General features: G+C 72.7%; 17 protein-coding genes. 8 read left to right on the forward strand and 9 right to left on the reverse strand.

What is annotated here, in order from left to right:
- Positions 1-46 precede the first annotated feature (46 nt).
- Positions 47-1867 (forward strand): ABC transporter ATP-binding protein, encoded by a 1821-nt coding sequence (locus AB852_RS10345; RefSeq protein ID WP_073787660.1) that lies wholly within the window; start codon positions 47-49, stop codon positions 1865-1867.
- 203 nt (positions 1868-2070) lie between these two features.
- On the opposite strand, the gene AB852_RS10350 is transcribed toward AB852_RS10345, so the two are convergent.
- Entirely contained in the window at positions 2071-4464 is a 2394-nt protein-coding gene (locus tag AB852_RS10350; protein ID WP_073786284.1) for a phosphoketolase family protein, read from the reverse strand.
- 346 nt (positions 4465-4810) lie between these two features.
- On the opposite strand from AB852_RS10350, the gene AB852_RS10355 reads away from it, so the two are divergent.
- Together AB852_RS10355 and AB852_RS10360 are read left to right on the forward strand one after the other, a co-directional pair.
- The gene (locus tag AB852_RS10355) at positions 4811-5179 is read left to right on the forward strand and encodes a hypothetical protein (RefSeq protein WP_073786286.1); all 369 of its coding nucleotides are present in this window, start codon (positions 4811-4813) and stop codon (positions 5177-5179) included.
- Between the two features lie 685 nt (positions 5180-5864).
- Positions 5865-6377: a lytic polysaccharide monooxygenase auxiliary activity family 9 protein gene (locus AB852_RS10360; RefSeq protein WP_073786288.1), complete on the forward strand. Its 513-nt coding sequence runs from the start codon at positions 5865-5867 to the stop codon at positions 6375-6377.
- A gap of 701 nt (positions 6378-7078) precedes the next feature.
- Here the strand turns inward: AB852_RS10360 and AB852_RS10365 are convergent.
- From AB852_RS10365 to AB852_RS10375, 3 genes are all read right to left on the reverse strand, one after another.
- Positions 7079-8059: a hydroxyacid dehydrogenase gene (locus tag AB852_RS10365; RefSeq protein WP_073787663.1), complete on the reverse strand. Its 981-nt coding sequence runs from the start codon at positions 8057-8059 to the stop codon at positions 7079-7081.
- A 450-nt stretch (positions 8060-8509) separates the two neighbouring features.
- On the reverse strand, positions 8510-8896 hold the full coding sequence (locus tag AB852_RS10370) for a VOC family protein (protein WP_073786290.1): 387 nt from the start codon (positions 8894-8896) through the stop codon (positions 8510-8512).
- The gene (locus tag AB852_RS10375; RefSeq protein WP_073786293.1) at positions 8893-9186 is read right to left on the reverse strand and encodes an ArsR/SmtB family transcription factor; all 294 of its coding nucleotides are present in this window, start codon (positions 9184-9186) and stop codon (positions 8893-8895) included. The genes AB852_RS10370 and AB852_RS10375 overlap by 4 nt, the downstream gene beginning before the upstream one ends.
- A gap of 518 nt (positions 9187-9704) precedes the next feature.
- Here AB852_RS10375 and AB852_RS10380 point away from each other — a divergent pair.
- The 3 genes from AB852_RS10380 to AB852_RS10390 all read left to right on the forward strand — a co-directional run bounded on the left by AB852_RS10380 (position 9705) and on the right by AB852_RS10390 (position 13087).
- Positions 9705-10517 (forward strand): class I SAM-dependent methyltransferase, encoded by an 813-nt coding sequence (locus AB852_RS10380; RefSeq protein WP_073787664.1) that lies wholly within the window; start codon positions 9705-9707, stop codon positions 10515-10517.
- 157 nt (positions 10518-10674) lie between these two features.
- On the forward strand, positions 10675-11868 hold the full coding sequence (locus tag AB852_RS10385) for a hypothetical protein (protein ID WP_079184489.1): 1194 nt from the start codon (positions 10675-10677) through the stop codon (positions 11866-11868).
- 34 nt (positions 11869-11902) lie between these two features.
- Positions 11903-13087, forward strand: coding sequence for a hypothetical protein (locus AB852_RS10390; protein WP_143201209.1), 1185 nt, complete (start codon positions 11903-11905; stop codon positions 13085-13087).
- Between the two features lie 84 nt (positions 13088-13171).
- Here the strand turns inward: AB852_RS10390 and AB852_RS10395 are convergent, their stop codons facing one another.
- Together AB852_RS10395 and AB852_RS10400 are read right to left on the reverse strand one after the other, a co-directional pair.
- Positions 13172-13621, reverse strand: coding sequence for a VOC family protein (locus AB852_RS10395; protein ID WP_079184586.1), 450 nt, complete (start codon positions 13619-13621; stop codon positions 13172-13174).
- Positions 13618-14538: an AraC family transcriptional regulator gene (locus AB852_RS10400; RefSeq protein ID WP_079184490.1), complete on the reverse strand. Its 921-nt coding sequence runs from the start codon at positions 14536-14538 to the stop codon at positions 13618-13620. The genes AB852_RS10395 and AB852_RS10400 overlap by 4 nt, the downstream gene beginning before the upstream one ends.
- Positions 14539-14783: 245 nt before the next feature.
- Here AB852_RS10400 and AB852_RS10405 point away from each other — a divergent pair, with 245 nt between their 5' ends.
- Both AB852_RS10405 and AB852_RS10410 read left to right on the forward strand, forming a co-directional pair.
- A complete protein-coding gene (locus AB852_RS10405; protein ID WP_073786297.1) occupies positions 14784-15227 on the forward strand; it encodes an SPW repeat protein in 444 nt (147 codons plus the stop codon).
- Positions 15228-15520: 293 nt separating this feature from the next.
- A complete protein-coding gene (locus tag AB852_RS10410; RefSeq protein WP_073786299.1) occupies positions 15521-15976 on the forward strand; it encodes a peroxiredoxin in 456 nt (151 codons plus the stop codon).
- Positions 15977-16046: 70 nt separating this feature from the next.
- Here the strand turns inward: AB852_RS10410 and AB852_RS10415 are convergent, their stop codons facing one another.
- The 3 genes from AB852_RS10415 to AB852_RS10425 all read right to left on the reverse strand — a co-directional run bounded on the left by AB852_RS10415 (position 16047) and on the right by AB852_RS10425 (position 18774).
- Complete coding sequence (locus AB852_RS10415) at positions 16047-16835, reverse strand: VanZ family protein (protein WP_425444159.1); 789 nt, start codon at positions 16833-16835, stop codon at positions 16047-16049.
- Between the two features lie 116 nt (positions 16836-16951).
- Entirely contained in the window at positions 16952-17791 is an 840-nt protein-coding gene (locus AB852_RS10420; RefSeq protein WP_079184491.1) for a response regulator, read from the reverse strand.
- Positions 17788-18774 (reverse strand): sensor histidine kinase, encoded by a 987-nt coding sequence (locus tag AB852_RS10425; protein ID WP_073786303.1) that lies wholly within the window; start codon positions 18772-18774, stop codon positions 17788-17790. Before AB852_RS10425 ends, AB852_RS10420 begins: the two co-directional genes overlap by 4 nt.
- Positions 18775-19000: the final 226 nt, after the last annotated feature.

Consider the following 19000-nt stretch of genomic DNA (forward strand, 5'->3'; position numbering starts at 1 on the left):
GATCTCAGCTCCGGGGGGACCCGTGGACACCTCATCGCACGACGGCATACCGACCGCCGCACCGCCTCCCCCGCAGGCCACGGCCGACGGGGACGCCGGAGTGCCCCCGTGGCGGCTGCTGCTCGACTACGCCCGGCCGCACCGCTGGGCGCTGCTCGCCGGCGCGCTGCTGGGCCTGCTCACCGGGGCCACCGGGCTGGCGCTGCCCCTGGTCGCGAAGGCCCTGATCGAGAATCTGGCGGACGACAAGGGCATCGCCGGACCCCTGATCCTGATGTCGCTGCTGGTCCTGATGAACGCCGTGATCGGCGCGCTCGGCGGATACCTCCTGCGGCGGACCGCCGAGTCGGTGGTGCTCGGCGCCCGCCGCCGGCTCACCTCGTATCTGCTGCGGCTGCGCATCACGGCGATGGACCGCAGCGAGCCGGGTGACCTGATGGCCCGGGTCACCTCCGACACGACACTGTTGCGCGAGGTCACCACCGAGGCGCTCGTCGGGATCTGTACGGGCGGTCTGACCCTGGTCGCGACGCTCGCGATGATGGGCTGGACGGACCCGGTGCTGATGGGCGTCACCCTCGGGGTGATGGTCCTGGCGGGCTCGCTGCTCGGGGTGATCGTGCCCCGGATCAGCAAGGCGACCAAGCGGGCCCAGGAGTCGGTGGGGCTGATGGGCGCCGCGCTGGAGCGTGTGCTCGGTTCGCTGCGGACCGTCAAGGCGTCCGGCGCCGAGCTCCGGGAGGAGCGCGCGGTGCACGCGGCGGCCGAGGACTCGTGGCGGCAGAGCGTCCGGGCCGCCAAGTGGGAGGCCATCGCGGGGAACACCGCCGGGCTGGCGATCCAGATCGCCTTCCTCACCGTGCTGGGTGTCGGTGGCGCGCGCGTGGCCACCGGGTCCATCGGGATCGGCACGCTGGTGGCGTTCCTGCTGTACGTCTTCTATCTGATGGGCCCGATCCAGCAGGTCGTCGGCGCCGTGATGCAGTACCAGACCGGGTCGGCGGCGGTACGGCGTATCCAGGAGGCCCACCGGCTGCCCGCCGAGCCCGTCGGGGAGCCCGCGCCGCTCCCGGGCCCCGACCAGCCGCCGCTGTCACTGGCGTTCGACGGGGTCCACTTCCGGTACGCGGACGATCTGCCGCCCGTCCACCACGGGGTCACGTTCCAGGTTCCCGCGCGTGGCATGACCGCGTTCGTGGGGCCGTCGGGCGCGGGCAAGACCACGGTGTTCTCGCTGATCGAGCGCTTCTACGAGCCGACGGCGGGCCGGATCGAGGTCGACGGCCGGGACCTCGGCGACTGGGACCTCGCCCGGCTCCGCGCGTCCATCGGGTACGTGGAGCAGGACGCCCCCGTGCTGTCCGGGACGCTCCGCGACAATCTGCTGCTCGGCAACCCGACGGCCGGTGAGGACGAGGTGCGCCAGGTGGTCACCACGACCCGGCTCGGCCCACTGGTCGAGCGGCTGCCCGACGGACTGGACACCCTGGTCGGGCACCGGGGCACCAAGCTGTCGGGCGGGGAGCGGCAGCGGGTGGCGATCGCCCGCGCCCTGCTGCGCCGCCCCCGGCTGCTGATGCTGGACGAGGCGACGAGTCAGCTGGACGCGGTCAACGAGGCGGCGCTGCGGGACACCGTGGCGGAGGTCGCCCGGACGACGACGGTCCTGGTCGTCGCGCACCGGTTGTCGACGGTGACCCTCGCGGACCGGATCGTGGTCATGGACGCGGGCCGGGTCCGCGCGGTGGGCACGCACGGGGAACTCGTCGCCCAGGACGCGCTGTACGCGGAGCTGGCGACGACGCAGTTCCTCGCGGCGGCCGACTCGGGGGTTTCCGGGAGCAGCACGCCCGAGCCCGTCGGCTGAGCGGCGGTCGTTCCCGGCCGGCGGGAACGGAGACGCGCCATGACTCCGCGTCCGGGCTGTTCTACTTCTGGCGATGTCAGGTTTCTTTGACATCGCCAGAAGTTAAGAAGTCGGGAGCCAAGAATGGCGCCGCTCCGTTCCTGACAGGCCGGGCCGCGGGGAGCCGCGCGGGCCCCGGTACCGTACCGACAGGATCGCGCGGGTCAGCCGGTCCAGGTCCAGTCGGCGACCTCCGGCAGGTCCGTACCGTGCTCACGGATCCAGGCGTGATGGCGGGTGCGGACATCGGCCATCGCCTGCCGCAGGGCGACCGCCCTGACCCCGAGCCCCGGTACCCGGTCGATGACGTCCATGACCAGCCGGTAGCGGTCCAGGTCGTTGCGGACGACCATGTCGAAGGGCGTGGTGGTGGTGCCCTCCTCCTTGTAGCCCCGGACATGGGTCTGCGCGTGCCCGGCGCGGCGGTAGATCAGCCGGTGGATCAGCCAGGGATAGCCGTGGTAGGCGAAGACGACCGGCTTGTCCGGGGTGAAGAGAGCGTCGTACTCGAAGTCGGTCATCCCGTGCGGATGTTCCCCGTGGGGCATCAGCCGTGCCATGTCCACGACGTTGACCACGCGTACCGCCAGCTCGGGCAGATGGTGCCGCAGCAGTTCGGCGGCGGCCAGTACCTCCAGGGTCGGTACGTCACCGGCGCACGCGAGGACGACATCGGGTCCGTCGTCGCCGTCCACGGCCTCCTCGGTACCGGCCCACTGCCACACTCCGGCGCCACGGGCGCAGTGCGCGCGGGCCTCGTCGAGGGTGAGCCAGTCGAAGGACGGCTGCTTCCCGGCGACGATGACGTTGACGAGGTCGCGGCTGCGCAGGGCGTGGTCGGCGGTGGCGAGCAGGGTGTTGGCGTCCGGCGGGAGGTAGACGCGGACGACCTCGGGGCTCTTGTTCAGCACATGGTCCACGAAACCGGGGTCCTGGTGCGAGAAGCCGTTGTGGTCCTGGCGCCATACATGGGAGGTGAGCAGGTAGTTGAGCGAGGCGATCGGGCGCCGCCACGGCAGCCTGCGGGCGGTCCTGAGCCATTTGATGTGCTGGTTGACCATCGAGTCGACGATATGGGCGAACGCCTCGTAGCTGGAGAAGAGGCCGTGCCGGCCGGTCAGCAGATATCCCTCCAGCCAGCCCTGGCAGAGGTGTTCGGAGAGGACCTCCATCACCCGGCCGTCCCGGGCCAGGTTCTCGTCGGTGTCGAGGTACTCCCCCTGCCATGCCTTCGCGGTGACCTCGTACAGCGCGTCGAGCCGGTTGGACGCGGTCTCGTCGGGTCCGACGACCCGGAAGTCCCGCCGCCGGGCGGTGTCCCGCATGATCCCGGCGAGCAGCCCGCCGAGCACCCGGGTGGGTTCGTGCAGGGCGTTGCCGCGTTTGTCGACGGGCACGGCGTGTTCCTCAAGGGGCGGGATCGGCAGATCGCGCAGCAGCAGTCCGCCGTTGGCGTGCGGGGTGGCCCCGAGGCGGTGCTCGCCCTCGGGCAGACAGGACAGCACCTGCGCGGTGGGACGGCCGGTGGGGTCGAAGAGTTCCTCGGGGCGGTAGGAGCGGAGCCACTGTTCGAGCTGGCGCAGATGCTCGGGGTTGTCACGGACCTGGGTCAGGGGCACTTGATGGGAACGCCAGGTGTTCTCGACGGGCAGTCCGTCGACCACGGCCGGTCCGGTCCAGCCCTTGGGGGTGCGCAGCACGAGCACGGGCCAGCGGGGGCGTTCGGGGCTGCGGCCCTCGCGAGCCTGGCGCTGGAAGGTGTCGATGCGGTCGAGGGCGGTGTCGAGGGCGGCGGCCATCGCCTGGTGCACCGCGAGGGGTTCGTCACCGGTGACATGGAGGGGCTCGTGGCCGTAGCCGCGCAGCAGGTCGTCCAGTTCGTCCTCGGGGAGCCGGGACAGGACGGTCGGGTTGCCGATCTTGTAGCCGTTGAGGTGGAGGATCGGCAGCACGGCCCCGTCGCGGACCGGGTCGAGGAACTTGTTCGAGTGCCAGGAGGCGGCGAGCGGCCCGGTCTCGGCCTCACCGTCACCGATGACGCAGGCGACCAGCAGCCGGGGGTTGTCGAGGGCGGCGCCGTACGCGTGGGTGAGCGAGTAGCCCAGTTCGCCGCCCTCGTGGATGGAACCGGGGACCTCGGGCGCCACATGGCTCGGCACCCCGCCGGGGAACGAGAACTGTTTGAACAGCCGTGCCATGCCGTCCGCGTCGCGGGTGACGTCCGGGTACGTCTCCGAGTACGTGCCCTCCAGCCAGGAGTTGGCGAGGACGGCCGGGCCGCCGTGTCCGGGGCCCCAGACGCACAGGGCGTCCAGGTCCCGGTCCCGGATGGCGCGGTTGAGGTGGGTGTGGACGAGGTTCAGACCGGGTGAGGTGCCCCAGTGGCCGAGCAGCCGGGGTTTGATGTGTTCGGGCCTGAGAGGTTCGGTCAGCAGGGGATTGGCCATCAGATAGATCTGACCGACGGCCAGGTAGTTCGCGGCCCGCCAGTGGGCGTCCAGTGCGGCTGCTTCGGTGTCGGTGAGTACGGGGGAAGCCGGGATTCGGACGTCCGGCATGTGCCTCATCTCCTGATGCGTCGGCTGTTCGTCGTACGTGGTGTCTGCTCCGACCCTGGCTGTGGTGGGGCCGTCACGCAACGCGAAGGGCCCCGCCGTACGCGCGGGTACATGTTTTCGCACGTGCCCCGACTGGCCGGGAACGATTCCTCTGCGTAGGAACCCTGCGTGAGCTGCGGTACGCGCGCCTGGCCACCAGGCCGTAGCGGCGGGGGCCCGAGCGGTGGCGGAGGGTGCCTCAGGTGGGCTCGGCTCGCACCGGGGGCGGCGCGGGGCGAGCCTGGAAGGGACGGCCGTCCCCCGGTGGCCGACCGGTTCAGCACCTGAGGGAAGGGGATGACCCATCGTGAACACCACAGCACACCCCGCGGCCGAGGTCGTGGTGGAACTGAGCGACTGCACCAAGGATGACGCGGGCGCGGTCTTCGGTGTCCTGCGGTCCGTCTTCGACTGCGACCGCGCGCCGGACGATCCGCCCCGCGACACGGCGGGGAGTCGCCCGGCCGTCTGGTCGGCCACGTACGACACGACGCAGATCAGGGGCGCTCCCCCGGCGACGGTCCTCGGTGACACGGTGACCGCGGAGGTCCAGGGCGGCTATCTGGCGGTGGACCGGCTGCGCACGGCACTCGCCGCCGCGTTCACGGTCGCCGAGGAAGGCATGGCGGCCGGCGATCAGGAGAAGGAGGTGGAGCTTCTCCTGAGGAGCGGTTGACCGGCGGCGGAGGGTCGGCGCGCGTATCCCCACGCTCGGGTGGGGGCGCGTGCGCCGTTGACGTTGCGTGCGCTCCGGAGTGCGGTGGGTGCGCGGTCGCGTACGGGCACGCCCCGCGCGCGTACGGGTTTGGGCGCTTGGCCAGGGGCGCTCGGGGCGGGGGGCGCTACGCGGGTGCGCCGGGGGCGGCGTGCGCGCGGGGTGTTCCTTCGCGCGGTGCGTTTCGTGCGTGGGCCGGGGCCGGGTGGGACGAGGGGCGGCCTTGTGGGTGGGTCGGGGGCGCGGAGGTCGGGCGGGGGAAGCGTGAACGCGGCACGGGGATGTGGTGACGTCCGCCCGTCGGGACGCACGCGTGTTCGTGGTAGGCCGCCCGGTGGGCTGTTCCGTTTCCGCGTGATTGACACCGTATCGGCGAGGCGCCAAGTACCCCAAGGGCGACAACCTTGAGCATTCCCGTACGGCCAACTCCCCTTTCGCACAGCCCCCTTGACGCCTCTTCTGCCATCTGTATGGTCTAGGCCAAGAAGCAAACGCGTAGCAAATCCTTCCGGATGCCCGTGGCTCGCGCCACGCACCCCGTGCGTGGACGGTCACGGCTCTTGGCCCCACCCGAGTGGCCGCCCGTCGTGCCGGAGTCCCCACACCCCGGCAACGCCGACGCGGCGGCCGATGCGAAGGAGAGATCATGCACACGAGCAGGAAAACCGCCGCGATCATCGGCGCGGCGCTCGCCCCCGCACTCGCCCTGACCCTTCCGGCCAGCAGTGCCAGCGCGCACGGATACATCTCGACCCCGCCCAGCAGGCAGGCGCAGTGCGCCGCCGGGACCGTCAGCTGTGGTGACATCAAGTACGAGCCGCAGAGCGTGGAGGGTCCCAAGGGGCTGCGGAGTTGCAGTGGCGGCAACTCCCGCTTCTCCGAGCTCGACAACGACGGCAAGGGCTGGACCGTGACCCCGGTCAGCCGGACCACGCAGTTCCAGTGGAAGCTGACCGCGCGTCACGCGACCAGCACCTGGCAGTACTACGTGGGTGGGCGCAAGGTCGCCGAGTTCAACGACGGTGGCGCCCAGCCGGGTTCGACCGTGTCCCACTCGGTGAACCTCGGCGCGTCCGGCAAGCAGAAGGTGCTCGCGGTGTGGAATGTCGCGGACACGCCCAACGCGTTCTACGCCTGCATCGATGTGAACGTGCGCTGAGTCGCCGGCGCTGAGCCTTTTCGGGGACGCCCGGGACCCGGCTCAGCGAAGTCCCACGCGTACGGCGGCGCCGTGTCCCTGGTGGGGGCACGGCGTCGCCGCGGGTCGCCTTCGCTTGCGCCTCCCAGGTCTGTCCGGCTGGACGCACTCCGGTCCTGTGCCGTCGCTCGGCGGTTTGCGCAGTTCCCCGCGCCCCTGGATGCTGCCCCTTGCCGTCGCTCTTCGGGTGCGGGCCGGTTCTCGTTTCGCGCAGTTCCCCGCGCCCCTTTGGGGCGCGTTCTGCTGTCTTTCGGGTCGGTGCCGGTCGGGATTCTCCGTCCTCGATCCGACACGCTCGGTAAGACGTCCAGTGGATCTACTGAAGAGCATCGGAGTCTGCGAGCAGAGATTCCCGCCCACCCCCGCAGACGGAGAACAGCCCCAGGTAGGCGCCCCCAAAGGGGCGCGGGGAACTGCGCGAGCAACCAAGGACCATCCGCAGCCGAACGGAAACCGTAAGGGGCGCGGCCCAAGGGGCGCGGCCCAAGGGGCGCGGGGAACTGCGCACCCACGGACGAGCCGCACGGGAACACGTACGCCCAGGTGTGGAACCCCAGAAGCGCAAGCGAAGGCGGCACGCGGGGGAACTGCGCACCCACGAGCGACCCGCACGGGGACAAGTGCGCCCGGCACAGGAAACCTGAAGGCGCAAGCGAAGGCGATTACGCGGTGAAGGGCAGGCGTTCGCGTAGCACGGGGTGGGCGAAGCCCTCTCCCGCCGCCCACCGCGCGACCTCCCCCACCGCCACCTCCGCGAGCCGCCGCCACTCATTGCCCTGCGACCCCGCGAGATGCGGGGTGATCAACGCGTTGTCGCACTCCCACAGCGGATGGTCCGCGGGCAGCACCTCCGGATCGGTGACGTCGAGGACGGCCCGCAACCGGTCGGCGAGCAGGAGTTCGGTGAGGGCGTCCTGGTCGACGACACCGCCGCGCGAGGTGTTGACCAGCACCGCGTCCTGCCGCATCGAGGTGAGCAGGCTCCGGCTGACCAGACCCTGGGTGGCGGGCAGCAGCGGGGTGTGGACGCTCACCACATCGCTGTTCGCGAAGAGTTCGACGAGCCCGACGGGCCGGGTGCCGAGCGCCGCGGCCTCCGTGTCGGTGACGTACGGATCGTGCAGCAGGATCTCCAGGTCGTACGGGCGCAGCAGGTCGATCACCCGCCGTCCGATGAGGGAGGCGGAGAGGATGCCGACCGAGCGGCGGTAGTTGCCGTCGGTGCGGGGGACGCCGAAGCCCTGGTCACGGGCGCGGGTGCCCCGGTAGGCGCGGGCGCGTTCCACGACGCGTTTGCCGGAGAGCAGGATCATCGCGACGGTGTACTCGGCGACGGGCAGTGCGTTGGCGGCGGCGGCCGAGGAGACGACGATGCCGCGTTCCCAGCAGGCGTCGGTGATGTGGTGCCGGACGGAGCCCGCGGTGTGGACGATCGCACGCAGCCCCGGTGCCGCTTCGAGCGCGGCGGGATCGAGCGGCGGGCAGCCCCAGCCGGTGACGAGGAGATCGGTGTCGGCGAGCGCGGCGCGGGCGTGGTCGGTGTCGAAGTCGTCGAGGACGGGCAGGGCCTGGAGGTCGCAGACCCGGCCGAGCGCGGTCAGCGTCTCCGGTTCGAGGAGCGCCGTCGCGGCCTGCTGGGACATGGCGACAGCGGCACGGGGCCGGCCGGGGCGGGGGACGGGGTTCTCACCGGTCGGGGTCACAGGGTCGCTCGCCTCTCAGGTCCGGGGCGCCGGGGCGCGTCCGCCGCCCACCCGTCATGGTGCGGGTAGGGGCATCTTGATCGGCCGACCGGAATCGGTCAAGACGGCGGCCGGGGCGGACGGGAACCGGTCAAACAATCGATTCCGGGCCATCCGGACGGAGTCCGCCGGTCCGGATCGACCCACATGTCGGGGTGGACGGCTGCCTGTGTCCACACAGGTCACCGCTGGGTCGTCGATGTGCTCGCCCGAATTCATGCGGGCATCGTCGCGTTCGTCGTCCCGGGCTGCCACCGCACAGGGGACTCCGCGTCGGCGGGCCGCCGTGGGCCGCCTCCGCGGCGGCCCGCCGCGTTCCGGCGTGGGGCGGTCGGAGCGTTTGTGGTCTCCTCAGGCCTGGTGGACGATCTGGATCAGGTTGCCGCAGGTGTCGTCCAGTACCGCGGTGGTGACCGGGCCCATCTCCAGCGGCTCCTGGGTGAAGCGCACACCGAGGCCGCGCAGCCGGTCGAACTCCGCGTGGACGTCGTCCACGGCGAAGGCGGTGGCGGGGATGCCGTCCTTGGCCAGCGCGTCCCGGTACGGCTTCACCGCGGGATGGCCCGCGGGCTCCAGGAGCAACTCGGTCCCGTCGGGCGCCTCCGGGGAGACCACGGTCAGCCAGCGGTCCTCACCGATCGGGACCTCGGTCTTCTTCACGAAGCCCAGCACCTCGGTGTAGAAGCGCAGGGCCTTGTCCTGGTCGTCGACGAAGACGCTGGACAGATGAATCCTCATGGTGTGCTCTCTGATTCGTCGGGCATGGTCCACCGCTCCGCGATGCGTTTCAGGGGTGCGGTGTTCAGGTCATGGAACTTGTAGCGCCCCTCCCGCCGGCTCTCGACCAGACCGGCGGCCTCCAGCACGGCGAGGTGCTGGGAGACCGCCTGGCGCGAGATGCCGAGCTGATGCTTCACGCTCAGCCGCGCGCAGATCTCGAAGAGGGTCTGCCCCCGCTGCTCGGTGAGCTCGTCGAGGATCTTCCGGCGGGTGGGGTCGGCCAGGGCTTTGAATATGTCGTCGGCCACGCCCCATCATAGGCAAGCGCATGCTTGCCTATCAAGTCGTGACGTGCCGTTTCGCGAGGGGTCGCTTGGTCGACGGCCGGTCCGGGGCAGCTGTCGGACCAACCGGTGATGTCCAGCGGCCGGGCTCCGTCACGCCCGTACGGGAACCCGCAGGCATGGCCCCCGGCTCGCGGGGCAGGCGGACCTTACAGGGGTGACACCCGAGAGCGCCGTATCTGGTCCTTCGGCGCTCGCCGTGGACCGGGCCGCCCCGCTTTCCCTGGGACGGGGGCGCGGGCGGCCGGTCCTTACGGTTCCATGGGGACATGACCGACGCGATCGACGACAACCACCGGACAGGCTCTGAGGGCCTGGAAGAACGGGGTGACGGTTTCGTGACCAGGGGTGAGTCCATGGACAGGGACAGGGACAGGGACAGGGACAGGGACAGCACGACGGTGAACGGCGGTGCCCCGGACAGGGGGACCGGTGCGGTACACGCGGGTGGTTCCGGGGAACTGTCCGGTGCGGCAAGGCGCATGATGGGTTCGAACGAGGCCAATTGGGACGCCCGTACACCCGTCCATCTCGCCAGCGGATTCTACGGGCTGGCCGACGGGCTCGATCCGGCCCGCTGGTTCGCCCCGTTCGAGTGGGACGACCTCGGGCCGCTGGACGGGCGGGATCTCGTGCACCTCCAGTGCCATCTGGGCACGGAGACCCTCGCGTTCGCCGAGCGGGGCGCCCACGCGGTGGGGCTGGACCTGTCGGGCGCGTCGGTGCGCGCCGCGCGGGACATCGCGGCCCGCGCGAAGGCCGACATCCCCTATGTCCAGGCGAATGTGTACGACGCGGTCGAGGCCCTGGAGGGGCGGCGGTTCGACGTCGTGTACACCGGCAAGGGCGCGCTGTGCTATCTGCCCGACCTCGACCGCTGGGCCGGGACGATCGCCCGGCTGCTGCGGCCCGGCGGACGGCTGTACGTGGTGGAGTTCCATCCCCTGCTGAACGCGCTCGGGCCGAAGCCCGGTGCGGACGAGGGTCCCGAACTCCTGCTGCGGCACGACTATCTGGGCGGCCGGGGCGCGGTGCTCCGGGACGCCCGGTACACGTACACGGACGGCCCGGCCGTCTCGGGGGCGACGGACAGCTACGAGTGGATGCACGGCCTCGGTGAGATCGTGGACGCGGTCGTCGGCGCGGGGCTGCGGATCGAGACGCTGCGGGAGTACGACGAACTGCCCTGGCCCCGCTGGCCGGACATGACACGGACGCCCTCCGGCTGGTGGCGGCTGCCCGAAGACGCGCCGCGCGTCCCGCACATGTTCGCCCTGCTCGCCTCCGCTCCCTGACCCGCCTCCGGACGTGTCCCCCGCGATGCCGCGCGCCGGGGGCACGTCCGGTGGCCCGTACACCGGTCGCTACGATCTTCCCGGCGGCCGGGCCGCACGAGCGGCCGGCCGGAACCACGGGCCGCGGGTCCGGCGTCCTGGCGGGGGAACCCGTGGGGTGGCCCCGGCCATCCGCCCGGTGACCGGGCTCGGGGCGAACGGTGAGGGGACACACGGGGTGACCGAGGGGCTGGGGCGGTTCGGCGAGGACGGCCGGGAGCGGGCGGCGGAACCCGGTGCGCTGGGCCGCCGGATCAGCGCGCGGCGCCGACGGCGGGCCCTGTTCGCAGGAGGCGTGGTCGTGGCGCTGCTCATCGGCTGGGGCGCCGCGGAATGGGTGCGGGACGGCGGGCCGTTCGGCACCGAGGCGCGCCACTGCTGGGATGCCTGGGCACCGGACGACGCGCCCTTCCTCTCCGACGCGTGGCTCGGCGAGGCGGGCCACCGTACGGGCACCTCGGAGGGGCCCGAGCGGGGCGAAGGGGAGTGCACGGTCTCGGTCGCGTCGAGCGACCGCGACGACCTGCGTTCCGAGATCGAGGTGGTCTACGGTCCTGCCCCCGAGGGCGCCGACGAGCGGTTCGACTGGCTGCTGGAACACCTCGGCGGTACGGCGGTCCCTGTCCCGGACGGGCTGCCCGGTGCGGTCACGGCCGAATCGGGGATGCTGGTGCTGCCGGAGCGCTGCGACAACGCCGACGGCCGTCCGACGACCGTGTCGCTGACGGCGAAGTCGACGCGGAACTGGAACAACGGGCGCCGCGCCACCTCCTCCGGGCTCGGCGGGGTGGACCGGGTGGCGCGGCTGCTGGTGGCGGCGGCCGACGCGGCGATGGACCGCGCGGGCTGCGGCGGGCCGCGCCAGGAAGTCCGGTCGCCGGTGCTGAACCTGCCGGAGGACGCGGAGAAGGTGTTCTGGTCGTCCGCCTCGTCGCTGTGCCGGATTCCCGGGCTCGCGGTCGACAAGGTGACGGCTGATTCCCTGGGCGACCAGCGGGTCGGTGTGGTCGGCCCGGAGCTCCAGACCTGTGTGGTGACCCGTCGGCACAGCGCGGAGCCGTATCTCTCGGCCGTCATGGTGGCGCGGCCCGGGCTGATGCGGCTGTTCGAGGGGCTGGCGGGCGACGGCGTGCCCGCGCCGGGGTGGCGGGGCACCGGTTCGCTCGCGGGGAACCGTCAGGTCGTCCGTACCGAGTGCGGGGACCGGCGGATGGGGTTCCTGATGGCGGGGACGAGCGAGGAACAGGCCGCCGCCTTCGCCAACTCCGCCGCCGACCGGCTGGGTTGTGCCGCGGTGGCTCCGCGCCCCTGACCCCCGTACCGAGCCGCCCGACGAGATCCGTCCCGTGTTCCGACTTCCCCTGGGGGACCGCACCATCATGGCCGACGTACCGCGCACCGGGGATTCCCCGCTCACCCCCGTGACACCGTCCGACGGGCCCCGCCGCCGGTGGCATCCGCGTGGGCTGCTGTGCGGCGCTCCGGGTGCCGCCCTGATCGCGGCGGTCACCGGTGCGCTGCTCGGTGCGGGACTGACCGCGTGGGGCTCGGGATCGGGGCCGTTCGCGCGTTCGGCGGCCGACTGGTGCGGGGGCACCTTCGCGGACGGTGATGTCGAGCGGCTGTTCCGGGGGGCGGGCGATGTCCGGCAGGCCGAACTGCCGCTGTGGGAGGGGCGGCGCAGCCTCGTGGGACCGGCCGGGACCTGTCGGCTCACCACGGAGAACTGGCAGGTCACCGTGCGGGTGCACCGGCTGGACACGGAGTGGACCGGTGAGGGGCGCTGGGCGAACGAGTTCCTGGCCGCGCGGCTGAGCCCGCTGGGCGGCGGTCTGCTGGGGATGGCCTCGGACACCCGGGCCTGGCTGGCCGTGCCGGACGGGTGCGAGGGAAGGCCCGGCGAGGGTGAGGGACCGACCGTGGTCGACATATCCAGCGGTTCCGCCGGTCCCCGTGACGATGTCGACGTGACGGACCGGGCCGCGCTGGCCCGGTCGGTGGTCCGCGCGGTGAACGGTCTCCTCGCCGGGGAGGACTGCGCGGGCAGGCTCGCGGACCCGGTGAAGGGCCTGCCCGAGCCCCCGGAGCACCAGGCCGAGGCGCCGGACGCGCTGTGCGGTGTGAAGGGGCTGCGGCTGCCCGGGAAGCGGGAGTTCGACGAGAAGCGTCCGCTGATCACCCGGGGCGCGGGCCCGGTCCGCACCTGCGACCGGGGCGAGAGCCCGCGGCGGCCCGGTCTGCGGCTGATGACGGTCGCGGACCCACGGCTCGCGCGGGTCTTCGACCGGCTCGTCCGGTCGTCCGGCGCTCCGGTCCGCCATGAGCGCGGGCGTGGGGTGCTGCGTGCCGACCTCGGGGCGTTCCAGGCCGACTGCCCCACCGGTCCTGTGGTGTTCCTGGTGGCGGCGGACGACGGGGACCGGGCCGCGGACATCCGGGCGGTGTTCCCGGGGTACGTGCGCGCCGAGGCGCAGCGGGTGGGGTGCGGGACGGTCAGGGTGACACTGCCGGGTCCGGCGGCGTCGGGGTGACGCCGCCGGACCAGGCGGTCCGGCCCTTGGTTCCGGTCGAGGGCTCCCGGCCCCGGGCTGGGCCGGGGGCGGGAGCGGGGCGCTTCAGGCGGGTTCCCCGCGGTAGGTGCCGAAGGCCCAGGCGTTGCCCTCCGGGTCCTGGATGGTGAACCCCCGGCTGCCGTAGGGGCGGTCCTGGATCTCGCGGGTGATCCTGACTCCCGCGTCCGCGAGCCGCCTGTACAGGGCGTCGACATGGTCGGTGACGACGTACGCGCCGGCCGTGCCGGGCATGAGGGTCACGGGGCTGTCCGGGCGGTACGACCCGAGCATGACTCCCCCGCCCTCGGGCCAGTCCAGCTGAGCGTGTTCGACGATCTCTCCGTCCTGGTACACGGCCGTGCGGCGGAAGCCGACGGTGCCGACGAGGAAGTCGATCAGCGCGGGCGCGTCGTGGGCCTGGAGGGTGAGCCAGACGCCCGCGTCCTGCCGGGTCCTGGTGGCGGCGCGGACGGCCTCGCTCTTGGTCTCGTGGATGCTCCGGTTGCTGTTCATGCCTCCCACTGTGCTTCGTACCGATGGGCACCGGCTTGGATATTCCGGCACTCCTCGGCGAGCCACGCGGTGGGGCTGACCCCGGTGTACTGATGGAAGTCCCGGACCAGGTGGGAGTGGTCGAAGTAGCCGCATCCGGCGGCCACCCCGGACAGGTCCAGCGGGCCGCCGCCGGCCGCGCGGACCACCGCGGACCGGGCGTGCTGGAAGCGCATCATGCGGGCCGCCCGTTTGGGGCTCAGCCCGGTCTCGGCGCGGAACAGCGTGCCCAGTCGGCGCGGTCCGAGCGCCACGTGACGGGACAGGCCCTCCAGGGTGCCGGCGCCCCGGTGCTGGGCGAGCCATGTCCACGCCTCGGCGACCTCGGGCCGCACCGCGCGGTCCGGGTGGGCGTCCGCCGCGCGGCGCCGGAGGTACGCGGCGAGCAGGGCGAACCGCCGTGCCCAGTCGTCGGTCCCGCGCAGCCGGTCGCGTATCTCGGCGGCGCGGGCGCCGAGCACTTCCGCACCGGGGATCACGGACTGGGTGGCCAGGGCCCCGGCGGGCAGGCCCAGCAGGGCGCGGGCGGCGAGCGGATGCAGATCGAGCTGGATGCCCTCCTCGTGCGGGGGCTGCTCCAGATACACGGGTCGCTGGTGCAGTCCGCCGACGACGATGTCGGTGCGGATGGCGTCCGCGGACCGTGCCTGACCGGCGCTGTCGCCGCCCACGACGGGTCCGTCGAGGGAGAAGAGCAGCGTCAGGGACGGTGACGGCAGCCCCCGGTGCAGCACGGGCGGCAGCCCTCCGGAGCGGTAGCCGACGGCGGACACGACCAGTCCGCCGAGACCGGCGGCGGCGCCGAGGAGAGGTCCGGCCCAGACGTACTCCCGGAACTCGCCCTCCGGCCCGCGCTCGGGACGGGGCACGGCGTCCATGCCTCCAGTATGCCGTCCGGGTGCCCGCCCGGCCCGGCCACGGAGCCGCTCCGGGGCGGTCGTGAGCGGCCGGGCCGGGGTGGCCGGGTCCGGCCGCGCGGAGGCCGATGGGGGGTGAACGGATTTCCCGGAACTCCCACCTCAGCGCCCTACACATAAAGAAAAAATGAGAGCACTATGGACATAAGCACTGAAAAGCCGCACACCATGCGGTCGGACGAGCGGAACGAAGGAGAGCGAGTCCCATGGCCGACGTCTCACACCACAGGGCGGACATCACGAGCCACCCTGATGCCTCCGAAATGCGGGCCCGGCACGATCGTGTGCTCGGTGGTCGCGATGTGACGCTTGTGGACGGACCACTGTTCCTCGTGGGTCTGTACTGCGCCATCTCCCCCTGGACGGTCCACTTCGCGAGCAGCCAGTCCACCCTCGCGACCCACAACCTGATCATGGGCGTCGCCATAGCGGCGCTGGCCATCGGGTTCGCCGTCATGCCCGCCAGGATGTACGGGCTGAGCTGGGCCATCTGCGCCATGGGTGTCTGGCTGATCGTCGCGCCCTGGATCGTGGGCAGCAGCCCCGACACCGGCGTCGTCATCAACAACATCGTCATCGGCGCGCTGACGCTCCTGCTGGGACTGGTGTGCACGGGAGCGGCGATGAGAACCGGACGAGGCAAGTCGTAACCCCGCCCCCGGCGTCCCGCGCGCCGCGGTGGTGAGAGCAGAGGCGGTACCGGGCGGGAGCGGTACCGCAGCCACGCGGGAGAACGACCGCCGGCCGGTCCAGCGCAGACGCGGACCGGCCGGTGGCATGCGCGGGCCCCGCACATCAGCCCCCCGCACATCCGCCACACGTACTCGGCTACCGTCCTGAGCATCCGCCGGGACATCATCCGGCGGACCGGGCCCCGTGCCCACCGCCCGCCCTGGACCGCTCCAGCCGTCCGGGCCGGTCCGACGAAGGGACTTGGCCGCGCATGAACGTCGGTGACACCGTCGAGGACTTCACCCTCCCCGACGAGACCGGAACCCCCCGCGCCCTCTCCGAACTGCTCGGGGACGGGCCCGTGGTGCTGTTCTTCTACCCGGCAGCGATGACGAGCGGCTGCACGGCCGAGGCATGTCACTTCCGTGACCTGGCCGCCGAGTTCCGGGCGGCGGGCGCCCGGCCGGTGGGGATCAGCGGGGACCCGGTGGAACGCCAGCGGGAGTTCGCGGAACGTCACACCCTCGGCTACCCGCTGCTCGCCGATCCGGACGGCACGGTCCGGACACTGTTCGGTGTGAAGCGGGGGTTCTCGCCGGCGCCCACCAAGCGCGTCACCTTCGTGATCGGCACGGACCGTACCGTGCGGGAGGTGGTCCGCAGCGAGCTGCGGATGAGCGTGCACGCGGACCGGGCGCTGGCGGCGGTACGCGCGTCACGGGCCTGACGCCGGGACCTGCCCGGGTCCGGCCCAGCGGCGCGCGTCAGCTGCGGTCTCCGGGCGCGGGCGGGCCGCCTCAACGGTCCCGTCGCCGCAGCCGTGCGGCGGCCCGGGCGACGGCGCCGTCCTTCGTCCGCTCCGGCTTGGACAGCCGTGGCGCCGGACGCACGGGGCCGTCGGGCACCGGGCGGGTGTCGGGCACCGTACGGGCGGCTGGTGCCTTACCGATGTCCGGTGCCGTACGGGTATCGGGTGAGGTGTGGTCGTCAGGGGCCGCGGGGGCTACCGGTACGGTGTCGGGTCCCGTCGCGGGGCGCGTCCCGTCATCGGTGGCGGCGGGTGCCGTGCGGCGGGCCAGCGCGTGATGGTAGCGGCGGGAGACCCGTCGGCCGAGCAGCAGATACGCGAGGAACGCGCCGCTCGTGTTGAGGATGACGTCGTCCACGTCGAAGGCGCGGCCCGGGACGATGGCGCCCTGGACGAGTTCCACCAGGCTCATCACGGCCGCGGTGAGCAGCACCATCCGCAGCATCCGCAGCCGCCGGGGCACCAGCAGCGGAAGCAGCAGGCCGAACGGCGCGCCGAGCAGCAGATTGCCGCCGAGCTGCTTGCAGGCGGCGAGGAAGGTGTAGTCCTCGGCGTACTGCCGCAGCGAGTGGCCGGGCCGCAGATTGGCTCCGGCGATGGATTCCGACGCGGGGGACGGGGTCAGGGTCAGCCGTGCCAGGACGGCGGCGAAGGCGACCAGCCCGAGGAACGCCGCCGTCGCGACCAGTACCCGCAGCAGGACCCGTCCACGGGGGACGGGCGCGGGCACGTCGAGGGAGGGGGGCGGGCTCTTGCGGGGTTCACTGATTGCCGTCACGGGGTCCGTGTGCCCCTGGATGTGGCGAGTACACGGGCGGACACGGAGCACGGGGGCGTGCGAGGGGCGCGTCGGCCCGGTGCGCGCCACGCGCCCCCGGTGTCCGGGAGGCGGGTTCAGGGGTCGATGAGTCCCGCGCGGATCGCGTACCGGGTCAGCTCCAGGCGGTCCTTGAGCCCGAGCTTCTGGAGCAGGTTCGCCCGGTGGCGTTCCACCGTCTTGACGCTGATGACCAGCAGATCCGCGATCTCCTTGGAGGTGTGCCCCTCGGCGACCAGTTTGAGGATCTCCTCCTCGCGGTCGGTGATCGCCCGGACGGGCAGCCGCTCGCCCTGGCGGACGCGGTCCAGATAGCCCCGGACCAGCGCGGGGACCGCGCCGGGATGCACGAACGGCTCGTCGCGCATCGCGGCCCGGCACGCCTCGACCAGATCGCGGTCGACCACCGACTTCATCACATAGCCGCTGGCGCCGACCTTCAGGGCCTCGAAGAAGTACTGCTCGTTGTCGTACATCGTCAGGAAGAGGATGCGCAGCGCGGGGAAGCGCCGGGTGAGTTCCCTGGCGGCCTGGAGGCCGGTCATCCGGGGCATGCCGATGTCGAGGATCGCGAGGTCGACGCCGGTGGCGCGGGCGCGGGCCACGGCCTCGGCGCCGTCACCGGCCTCGGCGACGACCGTGAGGTCGGGTTCGCTGTCGAGGATGAGCCGCACCCCGCGCCGGACCAGGGCGTGGTCGTCGGCGAGGAGGATACGGGTCGGGGCGCGGCCGTGCGCGGCCGGGTGGGGTCCGCCCGGCGCGGGGCGCGCCGGGGGCGGGGACCCGGGGCCCGGTGGCCGCCGGTCGCGGCCCGGTGGGCCGGGCGGGGTGTGCGGTGGGCCGCTGCGGGCGGCGGGCGCGGGGTGGGCGGGCCGGGTGCGCGCGTTCGGCGCGGACCGTGTCACCTGGGGGTTCATGAGGTGATGCCCTCCGCCTCGTCGTGGACCCTGAGCAGCACTTCGGTGCCCGTCGCGCCCTGGCGGGGGCCGACGACCAGTTCGGCGCCGATGAGCAGTGCCCGCTCCCGCATGCCCCGGACGCCGGCGCCCTCGGCGGCGGAGCCGATGCCCCGGCCGTCGTCGATGACCCGCAGTTCGACGCGGTCGGAGACCCGTCGCAGTTCCAGCGTGACGTGGGAGGCGTGAGCGTGCCGGGCGACATTGGTGAGGGCTTCCTGGGCCACCCGGTACACGACGAGTTCGGTCTCGTGGCCGAGGGAGGGCGGCGCCCCGGGGTCGTCGTCGCCGGGGGCGGGGAAGCCGGTGACGCGGGTGCGTACCCGGACGTCATGGTCGGGGAACTCCGCGGCGAGCGCCCGCAGCGCGCTGACCAGTCCCAGTTCGTCGAGGACACCGGGGCGCAGCCTGCGGGCGATCCGGCGGATCTCGTCCAGGCTGCCCCGGGTGGCCTCCTGGGCGAGTGTCACCTCCTCGCGCAGTTCGCCGGGGGTCCGGTCGGCGACCCTCTTGAGCTGGAGGAGGACGGCGGTGAGGGTCTGGCCGACCTCGTCGTGGAGTTCCTGCGCGATGCGCTGCCGTTCGTCCTCCTGCGCGGACAGGACCCGGGCGGTGCTGCTGGCGCGGTCGTGTTCGAGGCGGTCCAGCATGGTGTGGTAGGTGCCGATGAGTTCGGCCATCTCGGCGGGTCCGGTGGCGGCGGGACGGCCGCCGGGGCGCAGCAGGTCGGCGGTGGCCATGGCGCGGCTGAGCCGGCCGAGCGGGGCGAGGCCGATGCGCAGGATGAAGGCGCTGACGGCCAGCATGAGGCCGAGTCCGGCGCCGACGGCGAGCGCCTCACCTGGGCGGACGGGGGTGGAGACGGTCACGGGTCCCAGCAGCAGTACGGCGGCCACGACCAGCATGGCGGCGTTCAGCAGGAAGATCCGCCAGAACAGCGACACGCTCCCGATACCCTCTCTCGTACATGGCGGGGCGGTGGTGCCACCGCCGCGGACCCGCGGCGCGGACCTCTCCCCCACCAGTGTCACCCGGCGGACGGGAGACCGTCCATCCGTGCTGACACCCATGTCGGGCGACCGGTGCTGATGGCAGCATGGGGCGGCTCCGCGGAGCACTCACGGTGACCGGGCCGTGTCCGGACGGGCCGTGCGGCGGCGTCCGGACGGC

Origin of the sequence: Streptomyces uncialis (assembly GCF_001905345.1) — a bacterium.
In the GTDB taxonomy this organism is placed as follows: domain Bacteria; phylum Actinomycetota; class Actinomycetes; order Streptomycetales; family Streptomycetaceae; genus Streptomyces; species Streptomyces uncialis.

Excerpts from the sequence above, each read along its gene's own strand:
- AB852_RS10350 (WP_073786284.1), bottom strand. The coding sequence starts at position 4,464 with ATGCCGGACGTCCGAATCCCGGCTTCCCCCGTACTCACCGACACCGAA.
- AB852_RS10360 (WP_073786288.1), top strand. The coding sequence starts at position 5,865 with ATGCACACGAGCAGGAAAACCGCCGCGATCATCGGCGCGGCGCTCGCC.
- AB852_RS10365 (WP_073787663.1), bottom strand. The coding sequence starts at position 8,059 with ATGTCCCAGCAGGCCGCGACGGCGCTCCTCGAACCGGAGACGCTGACC.
- AB852_RS10370 (WP_073786290.1), bottom strand. The coding sequence starts at position 8,896 with ATGAGGATTCATCTGTCCAGCGTCTTCGTCGACGACCAGGACAAGGCC.
- AB852_RS10380 (WP_073787664.1), top strand. The coding sequence starts at position 9,705 with ATGATGGGTTCGAACGAGGCCAATTGGGACGCCCGTACACCCGTCCAT.
- AB852_RS10395 (WP_079184586.1), bottom strand. The coding sequence starts at position 13,621 with ATGAACAGCAACCGGAGCATCCACGAGACCAAGAGCGAGGCCGTCCGC.
- AB852_RS10400 (WP_079184490.1), bottom strand. The coding sequence starts at position 14,538 with ATGGACGCCGTGCCCCGTCCCGAGCGCGGGCCGGAGGGCGAGTTCCGG.
- AB852_RS10405 (WP_073786297.1), top strand. The coding sequence starts at position 14,784 with ATGGCCGACGTCTCACACCACAGGGCGGACATCACGAGCCACCCTGAT.
- AB852_RS10410 (WP_073786299.1), top strand. The coding sequence starts at position 15,521 with ATGAACGTCGGTGACACCGTCGAGGACTTCACCCTCCCCGACGAGACC.
- AB852_RS10420 (WP_079184491.1), bottom strand. The coding sequence starts at position 17,791 with ATGAACCCCCAGGTGACACGGTCCGCGCCGAACGCGCGCACCCGGCCC.